Origin of the sequence: Aliidiomarina sedimenti (assembly GCF_003986955.1) — a bacterium.
Lineage (GTDB): Bacteria > Pseudomonadota > Gammaproteobacteria > Enterobacterales > Alteromonadaceae > Aliidiomarina > Aliidiomarina sedimenti.
In genome coordinates this window covers 65,658-84,827 of sequence record NZ_PIPN01000001.1, presented here as the reverse complement: position 1 = coordinate 84,827, position 19,170 = coordinate 65,658, and the positions used below count along the sequence as shown (strand labels likewise).

The 19,170-nt window shown below is 52.4% G+C and carries 21 protein-coding genes; 5 read left to right on the top strand and 16 right to left on the bottom strand.

Features of this window, described 5'->3' with window-relative positions:
* Nucleotides 1-6: 6 nt before the first annotated feature.
* From sdhA to sdhC, 3 genes are read right to left on the bottom strand one after another with little or no spacing between them, the layout of a single operon-like run.
* Complete coding sequence (gene sdhA / locus CWE12_RS00365; protein WP_420836621.1) at nt 7-1,767, bottom strand: succinate dehydrogenase flavoprotein subunit; 1,761 nt, start codon at nt 1,765-1,767, stop codon at nt 7-9.
* A 2-nt stretch (nt 1,768-1,769) separates the two neighbouring features.
* Nucleotides 1,770-2,117 carry a succinate dehydrogenase, hydrophobic membrane anchor protein gene (sdhD, locus tag CWE12_RS00360; RefSeq protein ID WP_126787602.1) on the bottom strand — a complete coding sequence of 116 codons (348 nt, stop codon included), beginning with the start codon at nt 2,115-2,117 and terminating at the stop codon, nt 1,770-1,772.
* The gene (sdhC, locus tag CWE12_RS00355; protein ID WP_126787601.1) at nt 2,111-2,485 is read right to left on the bottom strand and encodes a succinate dehydrogenase cytochrome b556 subunit; all 375 of its coding nucleotides are present in this window, start codon (nt 2,483-2,485) and stop codon (nt 2,111-2,113) included. Before sdhC ends, sdhD begins: the two co-directional genes overlap by 7 nt.
* A 364-nt stretch (nt 2,486-2,849) precedes the next feature.
* On the opposite strand from sdhC, the gene CWE12_RS00350 reads away from it, so the two are divergent.
* Nucleotides 2,850-4,130 (top strand): citrate synthase, encoded by a 1,281-nt coding sequence (locus CWE12_RS00350; protein WP_126787600.1) that lies wholly within the window; start codon nt 2,850-2,852, stop codon nt 4,128-4,130.
* Between the two features lie 136 nt (nt 4,131-4,266).
* On the opposite strand, the gene CWE12_RS00345 is transcribed toward CWE12_RS00350, so the two are convergent.
* From CWE12_RS00345 to CWE12_RS00335, 3 genes are all read right to left on the bottom strand, one after another.
* Nucleotides 4,267-4,737 (bottom strand): hypothetical protein, encoded by a 471-nt coding sequence (locus CWE12_RS00345; protein ID WP_126787599.1) that lies wholly within the window; start codon nt 4,735-4,737, stop codon nt 4,267-4,269.
* Between the two features lie 105 nt (nt 4,738-4,842).
* A complete protein-coding gene (locus tag CWE12_RS00340) occupies nt 4,843-5,436 on the bottom strand; it encodes a uracil-DNA glycosylase family protein (protein ID WP_126787598.1) in 594 nt (197 codons plus the stop codon).
* Nucleotides 5,436-5,834, bottom strand: a complete 399-nt coding sequence (locus CWE12_RS00335; protein ID WP_126787597.1) for a nuclear transport factor 2 family protein — start codon at nt 5,832-5,834, stop codon at nt 5,436-5,438. The genes CWE12_RS00340 and CWE12_RS00335 overlap by 1 nt, the downstream gene beginning before the upstream one ends.
* Nucleotides 5,835-5,976: 142 nt before the next feature.
* Between CWE12_RS00335 and CWE12_RS00330 the strand changes: the two genes are divergently transcribed.
* The gene (locus tag CWE12_RS00330; RefSeq protein ID WP_126787596.1) at nt 5,977-7,218 is read left to right on the top strand and encodes a DEAD/DEAH box helicase; all 1,242 of its coding nucleotides are present in this window, start codon (nt 5,977-5,979) and stop codon (nt 7,216-7,218) included.
* Here the strand turns inward: CWE12_RS00330 and murI are convergent.
* The 7 genes from murI to coxB all read right to left on the bottom strand — a co-directional run bounded on the left by murI (nt 7,198) and on the right by coxB (nt 13,624).
* The gene (gene murI / locus CWE12_RS00325) at nt 7,198-7,974 is read right to left on the bottom strand and encodes a glutamate racemase (protein ID WP_126787595.1); all 777 of its coding nucleotides are present in this window, start codon (nt 7,972-7,974) and stop codon (nt 7,198-7,200) included. The genes CWE12_RS00330 and murI overlap by 21 nt on opposite strands.
* Before the next feature lie 51 nt (nt 7,975-8,025).
* On the bottom strand, nt 8,026-8,325 hold the full coding sequence (locus CWE12_RS00320; RefSeq protein WP_126787594.1) for a Rho termination factor N-terminal domain-containing protein: 300 nt from the start codon (nt 8,323-8,325) through the stop codon (nt 8,026-8,028).
* A gap of 105 nt (nt 8,326-8,430) precedes the next feature.
* Nucleotides 8,431-9,129 (bottom strand): OmpW/AlkL family protein, encoded by a 699-nt coding sequence (locus CWE12_RS00315; RefSeq protein WP_126787593.1) that lies wholly within the window; start codon nt 9,127-9,129, stop codon nt 8,431-8,433.
* 154 nt (nt 9,130-9,283) lie between these two features.
* Complete coding sequence (locus tag CWE12_RS00310) at nt 9,284-10,096, bottom strand: cytochrome c oxidase assembly protein (protein ID WP_241984098.1); 813 nt, start codon at nt 10,094-10,096, stop codon at nt 9,284-9,286.
* The gene (locus CWE12_RS00305) at nt 10,087-10,425 is read right to left on the bottom strand and encodes a hypothetical protein (RefSeq protein WP_126787592.1); all 339 of its coding nucleotides are present in this window, start codon (nt 10,423-10,425) and stop codon (nt 10,087-10,089) included. The genes CWE12_RS00310 and CWE12_RS00305 overlap by 10 nt, the downstream gene beginning before the upstream one ends.
* On the bottom strand, nt 10,422-12,920 hold the full coding sequence (gene ctaD, locus CWE12_RS00300; protein WP_126787591.1) for a cytochrome c oxidase subunit I: 2,499 nt from the start codon (nt 12,918-12,920) through the stop codon (nt 10,422-10,424). The genes CWE12_RS00305 and ctaD overlap by 4 nt, the downstream gene beginning before the upstream one ends.
* Entirely contained in the window at nt 12,917-13,624 is a 708-nt protein-coding gene (gene coxB / locus CWE12_RS00295) for a cytochrome c oxidase subunit II (RefSeq protein WP_126787590.1), read from the bottom strand. Before coxB ends, ctaD begins: the two co-directional genes overlap by 4 nt.
* A 71-nt stretch (nt 13,625-13,695) precedes the next feature.
* Here coxB and CWE12_RS00290 point away from each other — a divergent pair, with 71 nt between their 5' ends.
* Nucleotides 13,696-14,178 carry a DUF2231 domain-containing protein gene (locus CWE12_RS00290; protein ID WP_126787589.1) on the top strand — a complete coding sequence of 161 codons (483 nt, stop codon included), beginning with the start codon at nt 13,696-13,698 and terminating at the stop codon, nt 14,176-14,178.
* Nucleotides 14,179-14,186: 8 nt separating this feature from the next.
* On the opposite strand, the gene CWE12_RS00285 is transcribed toward CWE12_RS00290, so the two are convergent.
* Entirely contained in the window at nt 14,187-14,648 is a 462-nt protein-coding gene (locus CWE12_RS00285) for a CopD family protein (protein WP_126787588.1), read from the bottom strand.
* A gap of 195 nt (nt 14,649-14,843) precedes the next feature.
* Here CWE12_RS00285 and CWE12_RS00280 point away from each other — a divergent pair, with 195 nt between their 5' ends.
* Nucleotides 14,844-15,314: a hotdog fold domain-containing protein gene (locus tag CWE12_RS00280; RefSeq protein ID WP_126787587.1), complete on the top strand. Its 471-nt coding sequence runs from the start codon at nt 14,844-14,846 to the stop codon at nt 15,312-15,314.
* Here CWE12_RS00280 and CWE12_RS00275 read toward each other — a convergent pair.
* The gene (locus tag CWE12_RS00275) at nt 15,311-16,804 is read right to left on the bottom strand and encodes a sensor domain-containing diguanylate cyclase (RefSeq protein ID WP_126787586.1); all 1,494 of its coding nucleotides are present in this window, start codon (nt 16,802-16,804) and stop codon (nt 15,311-15,313) included. The genes CWE12_RS00280 and CWE12_RS00275 overlap by 4 nt on opposite strands.
* Nucleotides 16,805-16,890: 86 nt before the next feature.
* On the opposite strand from CWE12_RS00275, the gene CWE12_RS00270 reads away from it, so the two are divergent.
* Nucleotides 16,891-17,784 carry a homoserine O-acetyltransferase/O-succinyltransferase family protein gene (locus CWE12_RS00270; protein ID WP_157981896.1) on the top strand — a complete coding sequence of 298 codons (894 nt, stop codon included), beginning with the start codon at nt 16,891-16,893 and terminating at the stop codon, nt 17,782-17,784.
* Here CWE12_RS00270 and CWE12_RS00265 read toward each other — a convergent pair.
* Nucleotides 17,747-19,018: an O-acetylhomoserine aminocarboxypropyltransferase/cysteine synthase family protein gene (locus CWE12_RS00265; protein ID WP_126787584.1), complete on the bottom strand. Its 1,272-nt coding sequence runs from the start codon at nt 19,016-19,018 to the stop codon at nt 17,747-17,749. The two genes, CWE12_RS00270 and CWE12_RS00265, sit on opposite strands and share 38 nt — an antisense overlap.
* Nucleotides 19,019-19,170: the final 152 nt, after the last annotated feature.

Sequence of the window (19,170 nt, the reverse complement as noted above, 5' to 3'; positions counted from 1 at the left end):
CCCCTATTAATAAGTACGCGCTTTCGGCGGGAATGCTTCTCGAGTCTTCGGCGCCATGTTGACTTCGCGCGTCGTCATCGATTCATTTTCTGGGCGGTACACGGTGTGAACCAACCAGTTTTCGTCATCACGGTCAGGGAAGTCAGCACGGCTATGCGCACCACGGCTTTCCTTCCGGAAGTTCGCTGCAACCGCAGTTGAGAACGCGGTTTCCATCAGGTTATCCAGCTCAAGCGCTTCGATACGAGCGGTGTTAAATTCGGCACTGGTATCATCCAGACGAGCAAACTTCAGACGCTCACGAATTTCTTTCAGCTCTTTCAAGCCTTCTTCCATCGCGTCGCCTTCACGGAACACGGAGAAATTCATCTGCATGCAGTTTTGCAGGTCTTTCTTGATTTGTGCCGGGTCTTCGCCTTTCTGGGTATTATTCCAGCGCTCAGTGCGAGCCATAGCAGTTTCCAGATCGCTCTGCGACGCTGGGCGTGCTTCGACGTTGGCCGCCAGTGCATCTGCCAGGTGCAAGCCTGTTGCGCGACCGAATACAACCAAATCAAGTAGCGAGTTACCACCCAGGCGGTTAGCGCCGTGGACAGATACGCAGGCAATTTCGCCACAGGCAAATAGACCCTGAATCGGGGTCGTTTTACCATTCGCATCGACTTGCAATGCCTGACCATTAACGTCCGTTGGAATACCACCCATCATGTAGTGACAGGTTGGAATAACCGGAATTGGCTCTTCTGCCGGATCAACGTGAGCAAAGGTTTTCGCCAAATCACAAACACCTGGTAAGCGTGATTCAAGTACATCACGGCCAAGGTGGTCAAGCTTCAGCTTGAGGTGCGGGCCGTACGGACCTTCACAGCCACGCCCTTCACGAATTTCGGTCATCATCGAACGTGCGACCACGTCGCGACCAGCCAGATCTTTCGCGTTCGGTGCATAGCGTTCCATGAAACGCTCGCCGTCTTTGTTCAGCAGGTAACCACCTTCACCGCGACAGCCTTCCGTCACCAGTGTACCGGCACCTGCGATGCCCGTTGGGTGGAACTGCCACATTTCCATATCCTGCATCGGCACGCCAGCACGCAGCGCCATACCCACACCGTCGCCGGTATTAATATGCGCATTGGTGGTCGAGGCAAAGATACGCCCTGCACCACCAGTGGCTAGCACGACAGCTTTAGCTTTTACGAAGACGGTTTCGCCAGTCTCGATATTCAGGGTGGTTACACCCACCACTGCGCCGTCCTGGTTCTTAACTAAATCCAGTGCATACCACTCAGAAAATACCGTGGTTTTATTTTTTACGTTCTGCTGATAAAGCAAGTGCAACAACGCATGACCAGTACGGTCAGCTGCCGCCGCAGTACGAGCTGCCTGCTCGCCACCAAATTCTTTCGACTGGCCGCCAAATGGACGCTGGTACACAGTGCCGTTTTCGAAACGCGAGAATGGTAAGCCCATGTTCTCCATTTCCAGAATCGCTTCCGGACCTGTCTTACACATGTACTCGATCGCGTCCTGGTCACCGATGTAATCAGACCCTTTCACGGTATCAAACATGTGCCATTCCCAGTTGTCTTCATGGGCATTACCCAGTGCAACTGTGATTCCGCCTTGCGCAGAGACCGTATGTGAACGGGTTGGAAATACTTTCGACATCAGGGCACAGGTCATGCCGTTTTGCGAAATTTGCAGTGCTGCACGCATGCCCGCACCGCCAGCGCCGATTACGACGGCATCAAATTCTAGTTCTTTCATGTTTATACACCCCACAACACGAATAAGCCGGTCAGCCAGTAGACAATCAATGCCAGGCTCACAATGAACTGCAATACACCACGACCAAATGAATTTTTCACATAGTCAGTCAGCACTTGCCAGATACCAATCCAGCCGTGCACCAGTACTGCGGTTAACGCCAGTAAGGTGTAAACTTTCATCCAAAGAGTACCGAACAAACCTGTCCAGGCTTCGAATGTTAAATTCGGGGTTGCGACTAAAAAGCAAACCATGAATATCGCGTAAGTCGCCAGAATAAGCGCACTCGCGCGCAATAAGATATAGTCGTGCGTACCGCTACGACCAAAAGTAGATGCAACATTTACCATAACCAAACTCCAGCAAGCACGGATAATACAATGGCCAGAACAATAGCGGCTTTAGCACTCAGATTGCCAGAGCCCAATTCTTCCCAGTAACCCAGGTCCATCACCATGTGGCGCAGACCCGACAGAATGTGGTAGCCAAGTGCGGTCAGAATCCCCCAGACCACAAATTTCAGCAACGGGTTTGCCAACACCGTACGAGCTTGTTCGAATCCTTCAGGAGAGGACAGCGAAATTGCCAACAACCACACCAGAAAACCCAGGGTAACCAGCATGATAACGCCGGAGACTCGGTGCAGGATCGATGCAATCGCTGAAGGCGGAAAACTTATTGTGTTAAGTTCTAAATTAACAGGTCTTTGTTTTTTCACGATTGTTGCCTTATTAAAAGCACATAAATGAAGGTCCGCAAAGTATATCCAGCAGCGCTTACAATTACAATTCCCCTATCCCATCAGTTTTTTAATCCTCGGCGTACAGTTTTTAGGGGGGCTGCTCCTGGTTTTTGCTGCTATCTACGACTAAAGTCGATCATTACAATCCAAAAAATTCATACCATACGTATATACCCGCTACTAAAGGATGAAAACGGCATATCCGACGCCCAAACTGGCGAAAACATTCTAAACGGGCGTTTACCCTAAATTGACAAATGCCCCCCGGATCGAGTAAAACTAGCGCACTTTTTTGATTCGAAATCATTTCGGACCCTAACAAAAGCAAGGAGATTTCCTTATGGCTGACCGTAAAGCCACCCTGCAAATCGACGGTAAGAGCATTGAGCTACCCGTACTGTCCCCAACTGCAGGCTACGATGTTGTTGACGTACGTACACTTGGCAAACACGGCTACTTCACATTCGACCCAGGCTTTTTAGCGACTGGCTCATGTGAATCTAAAATCACCTACATTGATGGTGATAAAGGTGTCTTGTTGCACCGCGGCTACCCTATTGATGAATTAGCAACGCAGGCCGATTACCTTGAAGTTTGCTACATGCTCATTCACGGCGAAGCGCCAACCAAAGAGCAGTTTGACGAATTCGAAAAGACGATTACCCACCACACCATGGTACATCAGGGAATTCATAACTTTTTCAATGGCTTCCGTCGTGACTCTCATCCAATGGCGATGCTTTGCGCAATTGTTGGGGCGCTCTCTTCTTTCTACCATGATGATTTGGATATCTCAGACTCTGAACAGCGCATCCGTAGCGCCTATCGCCTGATCGCGAAAATGCCGACTATCGCTGCAATGTGCTACAAGCACAGTATCGGTCAGCCTTTCGTATATCCTAAAAATGAGCTGAGCTACTCAGAGAACTTCCTTAACATGATGTTCTCGGTACCCGCTGAAGACTACGAAATCAGCCCGGTTATCTCCAAAGCCATGGACCGTATTTTCACTCTGCATGCTGACCACGAACAGAACGCGTCAACCTCGACCGTTCGTTTAGCAGGTTCTTCAGGCGCCAACCCGTACGCCTGTATTGCAGCTGGTGTTGCCTCGTTGTGGGGTCCCGCTCATGGTGGTGCCAATGAAGCCTGTCTGAAAATGCTGGCTGAAATCGGTTCAGTTGACCGTATTCCAGAATTCATTGAGCGCGCAAAAGATAAAAATGACCCGTTCCGTCTGATGGGTTTTGGTCACCGTGTTTATAAAAACTTTGACCCGCGTGCCACGGTAATGCGCGATAGCTGTCATGAGGTTCTGAAAGAGCTGAAAGTTGAAGATCCATTATTAGACGTTGCAATGGAACTTGAACGAATTGCCCTTGAAGATGAGTACTTCGTAGAGAAGAAACTTTACCCGAACGTAGATTTCTACTCTGGTATCATCCTTAAAGCAATTGGTATCCCAACCAGCATGTTCACCGTTATTTTCGCGCTGTCACGCACGGTTGGCTGGATTTCACACTGGCACGAGATGCTCGGTGAGAAAGGTCAGAAGATCGGTCGTCCTCGTCAGCTGTACACAGGCGAAACCAAGCGCGAATTTAAACCGCTGAAGCGTTAAACGCGCATTAAGCGGGCGAACCTTCGCCAATAAAAAAAGCCGACATGATGTCGGCTTTTTTTTTGGTTTTAATTTTATCGGCTTTAATCTGGCTTAGCGGACAACGTTAACCACTGTGCCGAATGCATCGCCTCAGTTACAGACGAAACGAGTCAACTGACTCCACCAGGGCCTCGCGCTCAGTATCCCAACGCTCCGCCAGCGCAGTAGCAGTGACTACATAAAAATAGTTACCTTCCTTCAACACCCGCGAAAACCAGTGAAACTCAGTCCCTTGCATACTGCCGGTATATTCAAATACCAGCTCATTATCACCACGAGCCAGGTCGATCATTTCAAAATCAAGTTGCTCAAACTGCTGCACACTTAATGCTTCGTAGTCTTCCAGGCTGCCTTCATAGGGCTGAATTTGCAGATTCACATTCGCTGCAAAGCCATCCGCAGCGGGTAAAAAATACTGAAAAACCTGCCCGCCCACTTCACGTGGAAAGCTCGGAGGCGTAAATTCAAAATCTGTGGACTCTACTGGCTGAGCAAGCACAGTACTACCAGCACTGAGGCTGAGCAGCAGCATCATCGGTAAAAAGGCTTTTTTTACTGATTTCATTACCGTTTTCCTTCCTGAAAAAACTATTGTAAGCGGCTTAAATTAGCAGTCTGGCTAGTTGCAAACAAGTAGCAGAAGTAACTTTTACCGAGCATTAACACAGGTTCACATGCCGCTAGTACTAGCCAGTAAGTGTGTCACCCGTGCTCTCAATTGCGGCACAATCTCTGACTCAAACCATGGGTTTCGTTTCAACCATCGATTATTCCGCGGGCTCGGGTGTGGCAAAGCCAGTACCTCGGGCCACAATCGCTGATAATCCGCAACCGCCGCCGTTACCGTTTTATAGCTGCCGGCCAGATGCCAGTTGATAGCGTACTGACCAATTAGCAGCGTCATCTTTCTGTTGGTCAGCTCTGCCATTAGGGGGTCTCGCCAGGTCGCTGCACATTCTGGTCGCGGCGGCAGGTCCCCCTGACCGCCCGTGCCCGGGTAACAAAACCCCATCGGCGCTATAGAAAAGAGTCGGGCATTGTAAAACTGCTCGCGATCCACGCCCAACCAATTGCGCAGGCGTTCACCACTGGCGTCATCAAAAGGTTTACCAGAGGCGTGGACTTTGCGCCCGGGTGCCTGCCCAACCAGTAATATTGGCGCCTCCCGCGTTGCCTGAATCACCGGCCGTGGTCCCAAAGGCAGATGAGCCCGGCATAGTTCACAACGCCGAATCGCGTGCAGTAATTCGTCCAGTGAATCCATTACAGACTAAAGGCGTTAAGACGCCACTTAAGGGTATCGGTAAACTGGCGAAACTGGCTGACACGGCCATCTTTCAATTGCCAAACGTGAACAAACTGCGCATCTAGAGGCTTTTTAGTGACATGATGAAGCCCTTTATATCGGCCCTCAACCACTACTTTATTGTCCATCTCATAATATCGTTCCGCTAAAATCTGCAAATCAGGATAATCTTTCTGCAAGCGCTGAAATACGCCTCCAGCGACTTCGTCCGGGCCCACATAAGGGTTTCCGTCCGCGTATGGCGAGCTTTCCGCTTCATACCAGTGCACCGAATGGTGCAATTGTTCAACGACCTCAGTCAAGGCGCCTCGGGTAAACGCCTGATACACCGCCTTGACCCTAGCAAGATTGTCCATAACAGTCTCCTGCCTGATCCTGGGTATGTGAATGACTCTGCAACGAGTATAGACCCTCGGCGCTTATCTGCCTGCGACTTGCGCGCTGTGCGTGCCTGCTGTATGCTTCGCGGCGCAACACCCCACCGACACCAAGGACACTATGACTTTTAAAAACCTCGGCCTTTGCCCGGAAATTCTGCAAGCGCTAGACGCCCAGGGTTACACTCAGCCCACGCCAATTCAGCAACAAGCTATTCCCCCTATTCTGGCAGGGCGCGATGTCATGGCGGCAGCACAAACCGGAACAGGCAAGACGGCGGGGTTCACCCTTCCCATCCTGCAGAAACTAAAAGATGGCAAGTCAGCTAAAAGCAATCATACGCGGGTACTTATTCTTACCCCGACGCGCGAGCTGGCTGCTCAGGTTGGTGAAAGCGTTCGTCTGTACAGCCAAAACCTCGGAATTCGCTCGACGGTGGTATTTGGTGGGGTCAAAATTAATCCACAAATGATCGCTTTACGCAAAGGGGTCGATATCCTGGTTGCCACGCCTGGCCGCTTGCTGGATCTTCATCAGCAAAACGCGGTTAAGTTTGAGCAATTGGAGATGCTGGTGCTGGATGAAGCGGATCGCATGCTGGACATGGGCTTCATTAATGACATTAAACGCATTTTTAAGCTGCTGCCGAAAAAACGTCAGAACCTGTTGTTCTCGGCCACTTTTTCAGAGTCCATCCGGGCCCTTGGCAAAGGCTTAGTCAACGATCCGGTTGAGGTATCAGTCACACCGCCTAATACAACCGTAGAGCGTATCGAACAACGTGTTTACCCAGTCACCAAAAGCCAGAAAAGCAAACTGCTTATTACCCTGCTGCGTGAACTGAATCTGCCTCAGGTACTGGTCTTTACCCGTACCAAACACGGTGCCAACCGGCTTACCCGTCAACTTGAAAACGACGGTATTCTGGCCGCAGCTATTCACGGCAATAAAAGCCAGGGTGCACGTACCAAAGCACTGGCTGACTTTAAAGCTGGCGGCGTCCAGGTCCTGGTCGCAACCGATATTGCCGCTCGCGGCCTTGATATTGACCAGCTACCTTACGTCATTAATTACGAGCTACCGCAAATTGCAGAAGACTATGTTCACCGCATTGGTCGTACGGGTCGCGCCGGCGCAACCGGGCATGCTCTGTCATTGGTGATGGAAGATGAAATCCGCCAGTTACGGGCGATTGAGAAATTCAGTGACCAGACGCTTGAACTGGCTGATATGACCCCGTACAAAACTGAATTTACCGCGGTTTCATTAGCTGGCCCGGGTAAGAAACCAGAGCCAAAGCCAAATCAGGCAAACCGCTCACGTCGCCCTGCTGGCAGAAAGTCACATACAGCGGCGAAGTAATTCAAGATAAGGCGCCAACGGCTGCTCAATTCCTGAACGGAACACACGCAGTGGCGCCGCTCCCTCTCGTCTCAGCTTGCTGTGCTGCGAGTGCTCATCGTTGGTCTGTTGCAACAGCGCGAATAACTGTTTAACCGTCCCCTGATTGCCATCAATCAGGCTTACGCTGTCCCCTACCATCGTCTGCAATGCATTCCGAAAATAAATAAAATGGGTACAGCCAAGAACCACTGCTGAATAGTCCGCTAAGCGGTAGTGGCTCAACTGATGCTGCAAATACCGGGTAACCTCGGGTGAATCAAATGTCTGCTGCTCAGCGAAAGTAACCAGCATATCCATCGCCAGCTTGTCTGTTTGTTCACTGCCATCTAAGCGTTGCAATAATTGACTTAATTTACTTTCCTGCAGCGTTAACGAGGTAGCCATCACCATCACCCGTTTCTTACTCGCCCGCTGCAACGCTGGTTTAACCGCCGGCTCCATGCCAATCACCGGAAAAGAAAAGCGCGAACGCAACTCTTTAATGCAAACCGAGGTGGCGGTATTGCAGGCAATCACCAGCGCATCAAGCTGCTGCCCGGCAAGAAAGTCAGCTGCCTGCAGGACACGGTCACGCACCTCTGCCGCAGGTTTAGCCCCATAGGGTGCATGCTCAGAATCTGCATAGTACAGATACTCGTGCGCCGGTTGTTGTCGCTGCGCTTCGGCAAGCACAGTCAAACCGCCAATTCCTGAATCAAAGAACGCAATCCGCATAAAAAAACCCCAGTACTCAGACCGGGGTATTATACATACTTTGCCGCATGATCACTGACGCTGTCGAATCGCTGCGATAAGTTTATCTTTGTTCATTGAACTTCGCCCTTTAATCGACAGCTCCGTCGCACGGTTATACAACTGCTGCTTAGTTCGCTCTTCAAGCGGCGTATTCGGGTTGCCAGTGCCTTTAGTATGCTTGCTCTCGCTACGCCCTTCCTGCTGGCGCTGCTGGTTTACCGTCCGCGCTGCAATTTCTTCAGCATCGGCGTTACTTTTCCCACGTTTACGTTCACTACTTTTAACATGCTGGTACTGGCGTTCGTCTTTATCACTCCAGGCCTGTGGCATCAGAAACCTCCTTAGTAGCAGGGCTTAACGACATAGATTAAGGGCAATCAGCTCATTCTTAGCTATAGCGTAATCGCCCTGCTTCGCAAGTTTCTTTACAGCCAATTAAAACAGCCAGCGAACCCCGACCATGGTGACCAGCGGATCAATATCCACCGCCACGCGTTGAACCGTGGTGCCGTTCACCCGCACCCGCCCCGTGGTCGCTATATTCATTTGACTGACCATCGCGTGGATGCCAAGGTTTTCTGTCAACTGAACATTAACCCCAGCCTGCAGCGCCAGCCCCCAGGAATCTGATAACGTCAAAGAAACATCATCAGTACTCTGGGTCACCCCTAAACTGTCCAGAGCACCGCTCAACTGCCCATCTACCTGTTCATCAAAGAAGGTGGTGTAGTTCAGACCTACCCCGATAAAGGGCTGCCAGCGGTCAGAAAACCGGGTCACGTGGTACTGGGCCAGCAGCGTTGGTGGCAGATGCTTGGTTTTACCTACATGCAAGCCATCGATGGCTGAACCGCTGACCTCAATGTCATGACTAAATGGGGTGGCAGCGATAAGCTGAACGGCCCAGTTAGGATTGAATTTGTAGTCCAGGGTAATGCCTAACTGAGTATTACCATTGACCGCCAGCTCTGTTGAACCAGGCGTCAGCCCCGCCACCTCTTCAATCACATTGAGGTTGGAACTGGATTCCTGCGGCCCCACATACACAGGCCCTACATTCAAACCCCATTGAGCCTCGGCGGCAAAGGAACTCATTGCGACAATGGCGGATACTGCTAACACAGAAGCTTTCATATTCTCTCTCCATAAGGACAACTAACTAACAAGGTACTGGAGCTAGTCTGAACCTATGCAGCAAGAAAATATTGTGGAAGATCAAGCTTGAGAGCCCAGCTGCTGGCGAGTGCAGCGAAACTTTGTGCTACGTCAATAGTTGTCCTTTTTTGCTTCAGGCATTCGCTATACGGCGTTGCAAATGCTTGTACCAACGGTTGCCAGCCCATAGCGACGCAGCAATATAAGGGATACCGCCTAAAACCCACATTAGCAATCCTGCCAGTTGCTGATCCCCAAGGTGTCGGGCTTCGCCATATAAAGGACTACCGGCAAAGGTCAACAGTGCCCCCAAAAAGCCAGTGTGCATAAGAGTCAGCAGCAAGGCTAACAAGGCAAACGGCGTCTTGCGCGGTGATGCATAGAGACACGCCCACCAGAACCAGACCGCGGTGACTAAAAAGCAAAGGTGCTCCAGTCCGTGAATCCACGGGTTATCCAGCGCCAGCATATAGAACACAGGGATATGCCAGAACCAGATCATGAACCCATGTAAATAGGCGCAGACCATCGGGTATCGGGTGACTTTAAATAACTCGTCCCACAGCGGCTTGCCCCACTTAGCAAAGGCCACATAAAACTGCGCCAGCGGCTTGCTAAGCGCAAACATAGGTGCAATGACCACCATCAGCATCATGTGCTGGGTCATATGCAACGCCGAACTGCGTGCCGCCCAATCATCCAGTGGCCCCAATATGGTAATAATCGTCACCACCAGGGTCGCCTGGAAGAGCCAGAACTGCCCTCGCTTTACCGGCGTTCGTTTGGCGCCACGCAGATAAAGCAGGCAAACTCCAATGATCGCGCCAAGCGTCAATGCGCTCGCCAGGTATTGTTGCAGTTCACCGCCAAACACGATATCGCCTGAAGATGAAGCCTGAGCCGTCATCGCGAAACAGAGCAGCAGGATTAAGCATGTTACACGCATGGCGGATAGATCACTCCCGGTAGCCCCACCACCAGGGTGGCAATGGCGGCGACCAGATACAGCAACGCGCTAAGGCGCAGCATAAAACGCTCCTGCGTAGCGTGTTCGCCGGTCTGGCGATGACAGGCCCAGGCCAGCCCGGCCAGGGGCAGCGCGACTAATACAGTAAGCAGTAGTACAAACAGGTTAATCCAGGTCCAGGGACCAAGGACGGGATCCTGCGGGAACAGCGTACAGGCGACTGACACTCCCCCGTAGAGCAGCACAAAGTAGCCAGCCCAGAGGGTCAGCCCGGCCACGAAATGAAACGGATGCGCGCTTACTCTCATGCTGACACTCCCCAGGCCAGGGGGAACAGCAGGAAAGTTGCATAGCTACACCAGAAAATAGCGCAGGTATACCACCATAGCGGCTGCACCACGATAGGTTCATAGGGTAACGTTTTGCTGACATAGCCATAGCGGACTCGCCAGCTCTGCAGCGCCGTTACCACAACGACCAACCCACTGTGAAAAATCTGTACCGATAGCATCAGCAGCAGGACCGCATCATGCGCAGTCTGACGAAAATTAAGCTCCGCCTGTAGCGTACACCACAGCAACACAGCCAGGTGGGCCAGCGCAAGGCCAGCACTGAGCGCGAGCATGGCTTGTAATCCCTGGTCCTGACCTGCCCGTAACTTTTTCGCCAGGCGTTGGTAACAGAGCATTCCCGCGCTAAGTAAAAGGCCAGACACTAATAGCCCGGGTAAGGAAATCGCTGAGGTCTCAGGCACCACCCAGTTCGGTGACACGGTCCACAAATAAAACCAGCCAAACAACAGCGAAAGATATAATGCAGCATCCGCCAGCAAGGTGATATTCATTCCCCAGAGCCCGGGCCCGTCGAGAGTTCTCGAATTCAAAGGCGGTTCTCCGCGCTGGTTTTCCTCTTTGCTGAGGGGGGCCATCACCGGGTGTCCGCCGTTTTCCCAGCTCCAGCGCAACAGACTCCCTGCAGCGAGCAGTGCTGCCAGTATCGCCCCCGGATACACCCGGATTAACAGGCAAACGCAGACCACCGCAAGGAAGGCGGCACTTATCAGTGGCCACCAGGAGTTGGTTGGCAGGTGAATTACTTCTTTCAGTTTCCCGGTAATGGCGTCGGTGCCATAAATTTCCCGTCGCCCATGGTCAATGTCGTTGAGACCATGCTGACCCTGAGCCATCTCGTCTGCCAGTTGTGGGTTTTTCCACAATGGGTGACGACTATCAACGGTTGCAATACTGGCAAAGTTGTAGGGGGTCGGAGGTGTGCCCGTCGCCCACTCCAGTGAGTCGGCATTCCACGGGTTAAATGGCGCTTTACGGCCATAACGAAAATGCAGCACCACATCGAGCAGAATCATGCCGATTCCGGCGGCCATCACAAAGCCGCCCACCGACGACAGCAGATTCAGCCAGTCCCAGCCCAGTCCGCCCGAATAGCTATACACACGACGTGGCATTCCAAGCAAGCCCGTCAGATGCATCAGCAGGAAGGTCGCATTGAAGCCGATAAAGGTTAACCAGAATGCCCAGCGACCCAGCCGTTCCGAGGGCATCCGACCCGACAGCTGCGGCAGCCAGTAATACAACCCGGCAATAAGCGGAAAGAACATCCCGCCGACCAGCACATAATGCAGGTGGGCGACCACAAAGTGGGTGTCATGCACCTGCCAGTTAAACGGAACTAACGCCAGCATGACACCGGTTAAGCCGCCGCAAACAAAGACAATCAGAAACCCGAACACCCATAACATCGGCAAATTGTAGGTCACCCGACCCGCCCACAGTGTAGCCAGCCAGGCAAAAATTTGAATCGCGGTGGGAATCGCCACCAGCATGCTGGCCATCGAGAAAAAGGCCTGAGCTAAAGCGGGAATGCCGATGGTGAACATATGGTGGACCCACAACCCAAAGCTGATAAAGCCGGTCATAATAATCGCCAGCACAATCCAGCGATAACCAAGTAAGGGCCGCCCGGCAAATACCGGGATCAGGGTCGAAATAATCCCGGCCGCCGGGAGAAATATAATGTAAACCTCGGGGTGTCCGAATAGCCAGAACAGGTGTTGCCACAGGATCGGATCGCCACCGGCACTCACATCAAAGAAAGGCATGCCTGCCGCGCGTTCCAGCTCGAGCATGATACTGGCAAGAATTAACGGTGGAAAACCGAACACAATCATCAACGCCATGGCGAGAATGTACCAGGCCATGATCGGCATTTTGCTCAGGCTCATCCCCGGTGCACGGGTGCGCAATATTGAAACCGTCAGTTCAACCCCTGCGCTCATCGCCGAGATTTCAACGAAGGTAATTCCGAGCAACCAAAAATCCGAGCCTGGGCCGGAGGAAAACTCCGAACTGCTCAATGGTGTGTACATAAACCAGCCGGAATCCGGGGCAATCCCCAGTACCAGACTCGACATAATAATAAGCCCACCGAATAAATAGCAGTAATAGCCAAGCGAACTTATCCGCGGGAACACCAGATCCCGGGTGCCGATTAATTTGGGGATCAGATAAATCGCCATTCCCTCAAGGATCGGAATAGCGAACAGGAACATCATCACAGTGCCATGCATCGTAAAAACCTGTGCATAGACGTCCGGGCTCAGTAGCTCCTGCGCAGGCAAGGCAAGCTGCGAGCGAATCAGCATGGCCAGCACGCCGCCGACAATAAAGAAAGCGGCTCCGGTCAGCATAAAACGTCGACCGATGGAGGTATGGTTTACCGCCGCCAGCTGCCCCCACCCCGGGAGATTTCCCCACACCTTTTCGAACTGCTGATGTTTACTCATTGACTGTCGTCCCTGCTTTCTGAAACCTGTTGTTGCCACGTGCGGTAGGCGTCGGCGTCATGCGCATGAATAACAAACTTCATGAATGCATGGCCAGTACCGCAATATTCCGCACACTGTCCCTGAAAACTACCAGTTTCGCTCGCCTGTAAACGCAGCTGATTAACCCGTCCCGGGATCGCATCCACTTTGCCACCCAGGCGTGGGACCCAAAACGAATGGATGACGTCCTCACTGCGGATCTGAAAATTGACCGGGGTATCGACCGGAATATGAATTTCATCGATTAAGGTCACATCAAGATCGGGGTAATGCACCTGCCAATACCACTGCCGTGCTTCAATCTCAATTGACATGGCCCCGTCTGTGGCAATGGGAAGCATGCGATGACCGACCGGGATTCCAAATAGCAGGAGGACGCTAATGGCGATCGTCGGCAATGCCACACCACCCGCAATAACCCATCTGTTTTGCAGCCTTTGCGCAACTGCATCGCTATGATGCTCGCCCGAGCGGCGCATCGCTCGCCACCACAAAACATAGACGCCCAGCATAACCACCACTGAAAACGCCAGCATCCCCCACCACAGCCAGGCGACCTCCGCCGCGTGCGGACCAGCCGGACTGAGTGTTGAAAGCGGCCCACTGCACCCCGTCAGCATAAAACTGGCGAGCAGGCCGCTCTCTGCTACCCTTTTTTGCATATAGAATCCTTTTTTCTCAAGTAGATGGGCCTGAACAACAAGCTAACCTTCAACCCGGGGTGACCACCTTTATGCCAACTGCCAAAATCGAAAGTCGTGCCACATTGCGCGGTCATCCGGTGCATCCGGTGCTGATCCACTTCCCAATTGCGGCATTGGTAATGTTGCTGGGAACCGATATTGCCTATGTCTGGACCGAGGATTATTTCTGGGCCCGGGCGGGTCTCTGGCTGGCTGCTATTGGCACCGGTTTTGGTGCTCTTTCCGGCGTCGCAGGTGCGATTGATTTGTTTACCGTGGGCCCTATTCGGCGCCTGGTGACCGCCTGGGCTCACGGCATTCTCGCAGTGATGTTGCTCAGCCTGGCGGCCTTCAATCTGATGCTGCGTTGGGGGGACGATCCGAGTGCTTTGATTATGCCGTGGGGGCTTTACATCAGTGGCCTGACGGCCTTGCTGATCAACGCAACAGGCGTGCTTGGCGGTCACCTGGTCTATGAATACGGAGTTGGCGTCGATATCGACGAAGCCACCGGCCGCGACGTTAAACCCTGAATTCCTGATTACAGCGTCCATGGAAACCACTCCGGTTCAACCGGCTTCGCCAATACGATCCAGACAATGGACAGCATCAACAGACAAAACAATGATAACACCACCACAGAGCAGGCTTTTAAACCGCGAAACTGCTCTCTTTCCGCGCGAATAATTAACAGACCCAAGCCAGCCTGAAGCGCACAAAGTAAGGTCACCAGTGTTAGTTTAACCAGCAGCCAAAAATGTATGCTTTGATTAATAAGAAAAACGGCAGACCCGGCACTAATACTAAGCACAGCCGCAGGCGTCGCAATATGGGTGAAGACGAAGCGGGCAATGGAATCGACGGCGGAAGGCGTTCGCGCAAAGCCATCGAGGTCACCCGACTGGCCAGCCCTCACCACTTGTAAAAGGACCAGCGGAATATACACAGCAGCGGCGACCCAAATTAGCAGCGTCATAATATGAAGTGATAAAACCCAGAGCACCCAACCCCCTTGATCAGCTTCTCAGGCTAAGCCCGTCTGCTATATTGTCATTGTTATCCCCTTCAGCTTTGCAGAAAGTTTTGCCTTTTCAAGTTTTTGGCGTCTGAATGGGCGCCGGTCATCTTGTCATACCAGTTGCAAAACCGCATACTGTGACCTTTATTCACTCGCATATCGACTACGGGACGCGTTGCCATGGCATCATCCAATTACCTTTTAGCACTCTATGAAAAATGTCAGAAATTTCCAGCCGGCAAGCGCGTCTTTTCGGCCATGTTTGCGCGCAAAGCACCTTACTTTCGCTCTATCAAACCTTATATTAGTGAGCTGCAGCCTAACTTCTGCCGCCTGCATATTAAAAAGCGCAAAGCAGTGCAAAACCATATTGGTACCGTACATGCCATCGCCTTATGCAATGGCCTTGAGATGGCCATGGGTGCGGTCGCAGAAGCAAGTATACCCAAGCATTTGCGCTGGATTCCGAAAGGGATGCAGGTGAATTACACCGCTAAAGCGGACTCTGATATTCGTATCGAAGCACACACCGCAGAGGATGCATGGCAGGCTGGCGACCTCGATGTCGATGTGATTGGCTACCGGGCTGATGGCCAGGCAGTCATTCGGGGGACTATTACTATCTATATTTCTGAGAAGCCCGCACGTTAGTTCGCGTCGGGGGTAGCGCGGCGGCGCCGCTTGTCCTGGTACATTGCGGCATCGGCGTGACTTAAGGTGACATCGGCATCGTGCATGTCGCCAGGCTGCCATTCGATTACCCCAATACTTGGCCCGCGGTAAAATAAATCGGCCTCCGGTAGTTCGAAGTTGCCGCTGGTCGCCTCCCGAATCCGTTTCACCAATTGTGCACTAACAACGCTGAAATCGTCATCGGGGCTACCCAAACCAACAAACACAAATTCATCGCCGCCGTAGCGAGCGACCAAATCATGCCCGCGTAAAACCCCAACCAGACGTTCCGTGAAGCGCTGCAAAAAGATATCGCCGGCATCGTGTCCGTAGTCGTCATTCAGTTGTTTAAAGCCGTCCAAGTCAATAAAGGCAATATACAGCGGCGTTTCGAGCCGTTCAGCCTCACTCATTTTGTCGTCCAGCGCTTCGATCAGATAACGACGGTTTGGCAGCCCTGTTAACACATCATGCAGTGCATGCTGCTGAAGCACCTGGTTTGCCGCTTCCAGACGCGCATGATCATCTAATTTCGCCGCCAGCAACGACAACGAATTCACTGCGCTACTCAATAAATACAGGCTGTCTCCGCAGTCTGTTATATCGGCTTGCAGGAAAATTAAAATCAGCGCTTCAACCTGTGAGCCTGAACAGATCACCAGCGCCTGGGTCTGCTCTTCCGCATCTGCCCATAGCATCGGCTGTTCCTGCTGTTTAATAATCAACTGCAGGGCGCCCTGATCACCGTCCAGCACTTGCTGGGCGAGAAACTGGCTATGGTCATTGGCGTCTGAAAGATTATCCAGCGCATCGCCACTGACACGAAAGGCATCCACCTTAGACCAGGCGGTGTCCTGCTCAAGCAACTGGCTGACTTCGCGCACAGCAACCCGTAGTGAAGATGCAGCAAGGCAGGCACTGGTGATACGGCTGGCCAGGTCGACCTTGTTTAAACGTTGTTCAGCGACAGTCGCCCGTTTCTCAGCTTGCAGGGTACGGCTGTGACGTTCAAGGTTCAGCGCTATCAGTTCAGAACACAAGTGCAACAGTTCGACCACACTTTCATCGACATGGACATCAACGGAGCTGGCCCCACACAATGTCCCAAACAATTCGCGATCTACCCGGTGCACCGGAACACTGGCGTAAGTTTGTATGCCCAGTTCCCGGGCCGCCTCCACCGCGCCCCAGCAGCCGGGAACGTCATTGGTCACATAGCGCCCTTCTTCAAGTGCGCGCTTACAAAGCGTGTCTTTCCACGGAACGCTCAAGCCCTCGCCGATGACCATTGCCGAATCATTATCCGCAAATAATACCCGTTGTTCTTCGGCGCTCTTGTCGATAAATGTCAGATAAACTGAAGGCAATCCGCTGACACGCTTAATCAGTGCTAATAACGGACGCACCACACTCTCAAAGTCATCGCCATGTGCGAGGGTGCGGGCCAGTTGTCGTAAATCGTTGTCCATTAAAAGTCACCTTTGCTGTTGCCTTCTTTCTTATAGCAGCATAGGGTATCCAAATGAGCAAGCTTTGCCACCCATGAATGTTGATTATGGCCGTATTATCCCTCTTTCCGACACCACCGCATTGCAAACCTTTTGTCAGCCCGCACCCGATTAGCGGCGCGCAGCTAAAAATTGGCTTGCTCAACCTGATGCCAAACAAAGCTGAAACCGAAGTGCAATGGCTGCGGTTGTTGCAGCAGGCAAACAGCCCCTTGTCGCTGCATATTTCACTATTAAAATTCACCAACTGGCAGCCGCAAAATACCAGCGCACTGTATATGGCGCAGTATTACCAGAATGTCGAAGCAGTGCTGGCCGCACGCCAGTTAGATGCAGTGATCATCACCGGCGCACCGTTAGGGCAAGTTGATTACAATCAGGTCGGTTACTGGGCCGATTTCACCCACTTAACCTGTGATCTGCATCTGCGCGGTATCCCCGGCTTTTATTCGTGCTGGGCAGCCAATGCTGCTCTTCATCATCTGCATAAGGTTGCCACCCTGCGTAGTGCCGACAAATTGAGCGGGCTGTTCCCGCAACGGGTCGAAGTCCACCCACTCACCCGCTCGCTGGCTGATCCAGTACGCCTGCCACAGTCCCGTTACTCGAAGCCTGACACCAGCCTGCCCATGCCCGCCTTAAAAACACTGCTCAGCGCCGAAGAAACGGGCCCCACCCTGTTTATCGACGAGCGTCGGCTGGATGTTTTTCTACTCGGTCATGTCGAATACGAGGCCGACACCCTGGCCAGGGAATATCAGCGCGATCAGCAAAAAGGCATGACGGTTGCCATGCCTGAAGGGTATTTCGTTAATAATGACCCCACGCAATTGCCGCAGGCCGACTGGCAGCAAGCCGGCGCGCAATTGCTGGGAAACTGGTTAAGCATGCTTAGCCGGCGACTCAGACCTGACTTAACGCCTGCTCAACGTCCGCTATAATGTCGTCGATGTGTTCAATACCCACTGAAAGCCGCACCAGATCCTCGCTGACACTTGCCCGGGCCAGTTCATCAGGCCCAAGTTGACGGTGGGTAGTACTCGCGGGGTGGCACGCAAGTGATTTCGCATCACCAATATTGACCAGACGCAGAATCATCTGCAAGGCATCAATAAACCGGGCCCCTGCTTCGCGCCCGCCTTCCACACCAAAGGTAAGAATGCCTGATCCCTGCCCCTGACAATAGCGCTGAGCCAGACTATGGTAACGATTATCGGGCAATCCTGCATAGTTGACCCAACTCACCTTCGGGTGAGCCTGCAGGTAGCCCGCTAACGCCAATGCATTCTGGCAATGACGTTCCATGCGTAAGGCAAGAGTTTCCAGTCCCTGCATAATATTGAACGCACTTTGCGCCGCCAATGCCGCCCCGGTATTGCGTAACGGAACGACCCGGGCGCGTCCGATAAATGCGGCCTCACCCAGTGCCTCGGTGTAGACCACGCCGTGGTAGGAAGGATCGGGTTCATTCAGTTGGGGAAAACGTTGTGGGTGGGCTGCCCAGTCAAACCGGCCACCGTCGACAATCGCGCCACCGACGGTGGTGCCATGACCGCCGATATACTTGGTCAGTGAATGAATAACAATGTCAGCACCATGCTCGAATGGCCGGCAAAGCACCGGGGTCGGTACCGTATTGTCAACCACCAGAGGTACGCCATGGGCGTGTGCTATATCTGCCAGTCGCTGTAAATCAACGATATTACCCGCCGGGTTGCCGAGCGACTCACAAAACACCAGCTTGGTGCGTTCGTCGATTAACGCCTCAAGACCGGCGTAGTCATCATGGCTGGCGAACCGCACATCAATCCCCTGCTGTGGTAATGAATGCGCAAACAGGTTGTAGGTGCCACCATACAGTTGACTGATGCTCACAATATTGTCGCCCGCGCGGGCCAGGGTCTGAATGGTATAGGTAATCGCCGCCATCCCGGAGCCCAGCGCGAGTGCCGCGATGCCGCCTTCAATCGCGGCAAGCCGCTCCTCAAGGACTGCATTCGTTGGGTTCATAATGCGCGAGTAAATGTTGCCTTCGACCTTCAGATCAAATAAATCCGCGCCATGCTGAGTATTGTCAAAGGTAAATGACGTGCTTTGGTAAATCGGTACAGCGGCCGCACGCTGCGGTGCCTCAGGTCGATAACCGTGGTGTAAAGCGAGTGATTCAAGGCGCATAAGATTTTCTCCGTATTTTGTTTTTAACTATATAAACATCTAGACGTCTAAATGTCCAAGTAAATTTAATATACCAAAAACAAGTAGTTACTGGCTGACTAATTGTTGGTTATTCTCGCTAAAATTTCGTTAGCCATGTAGTCGCCCCACTC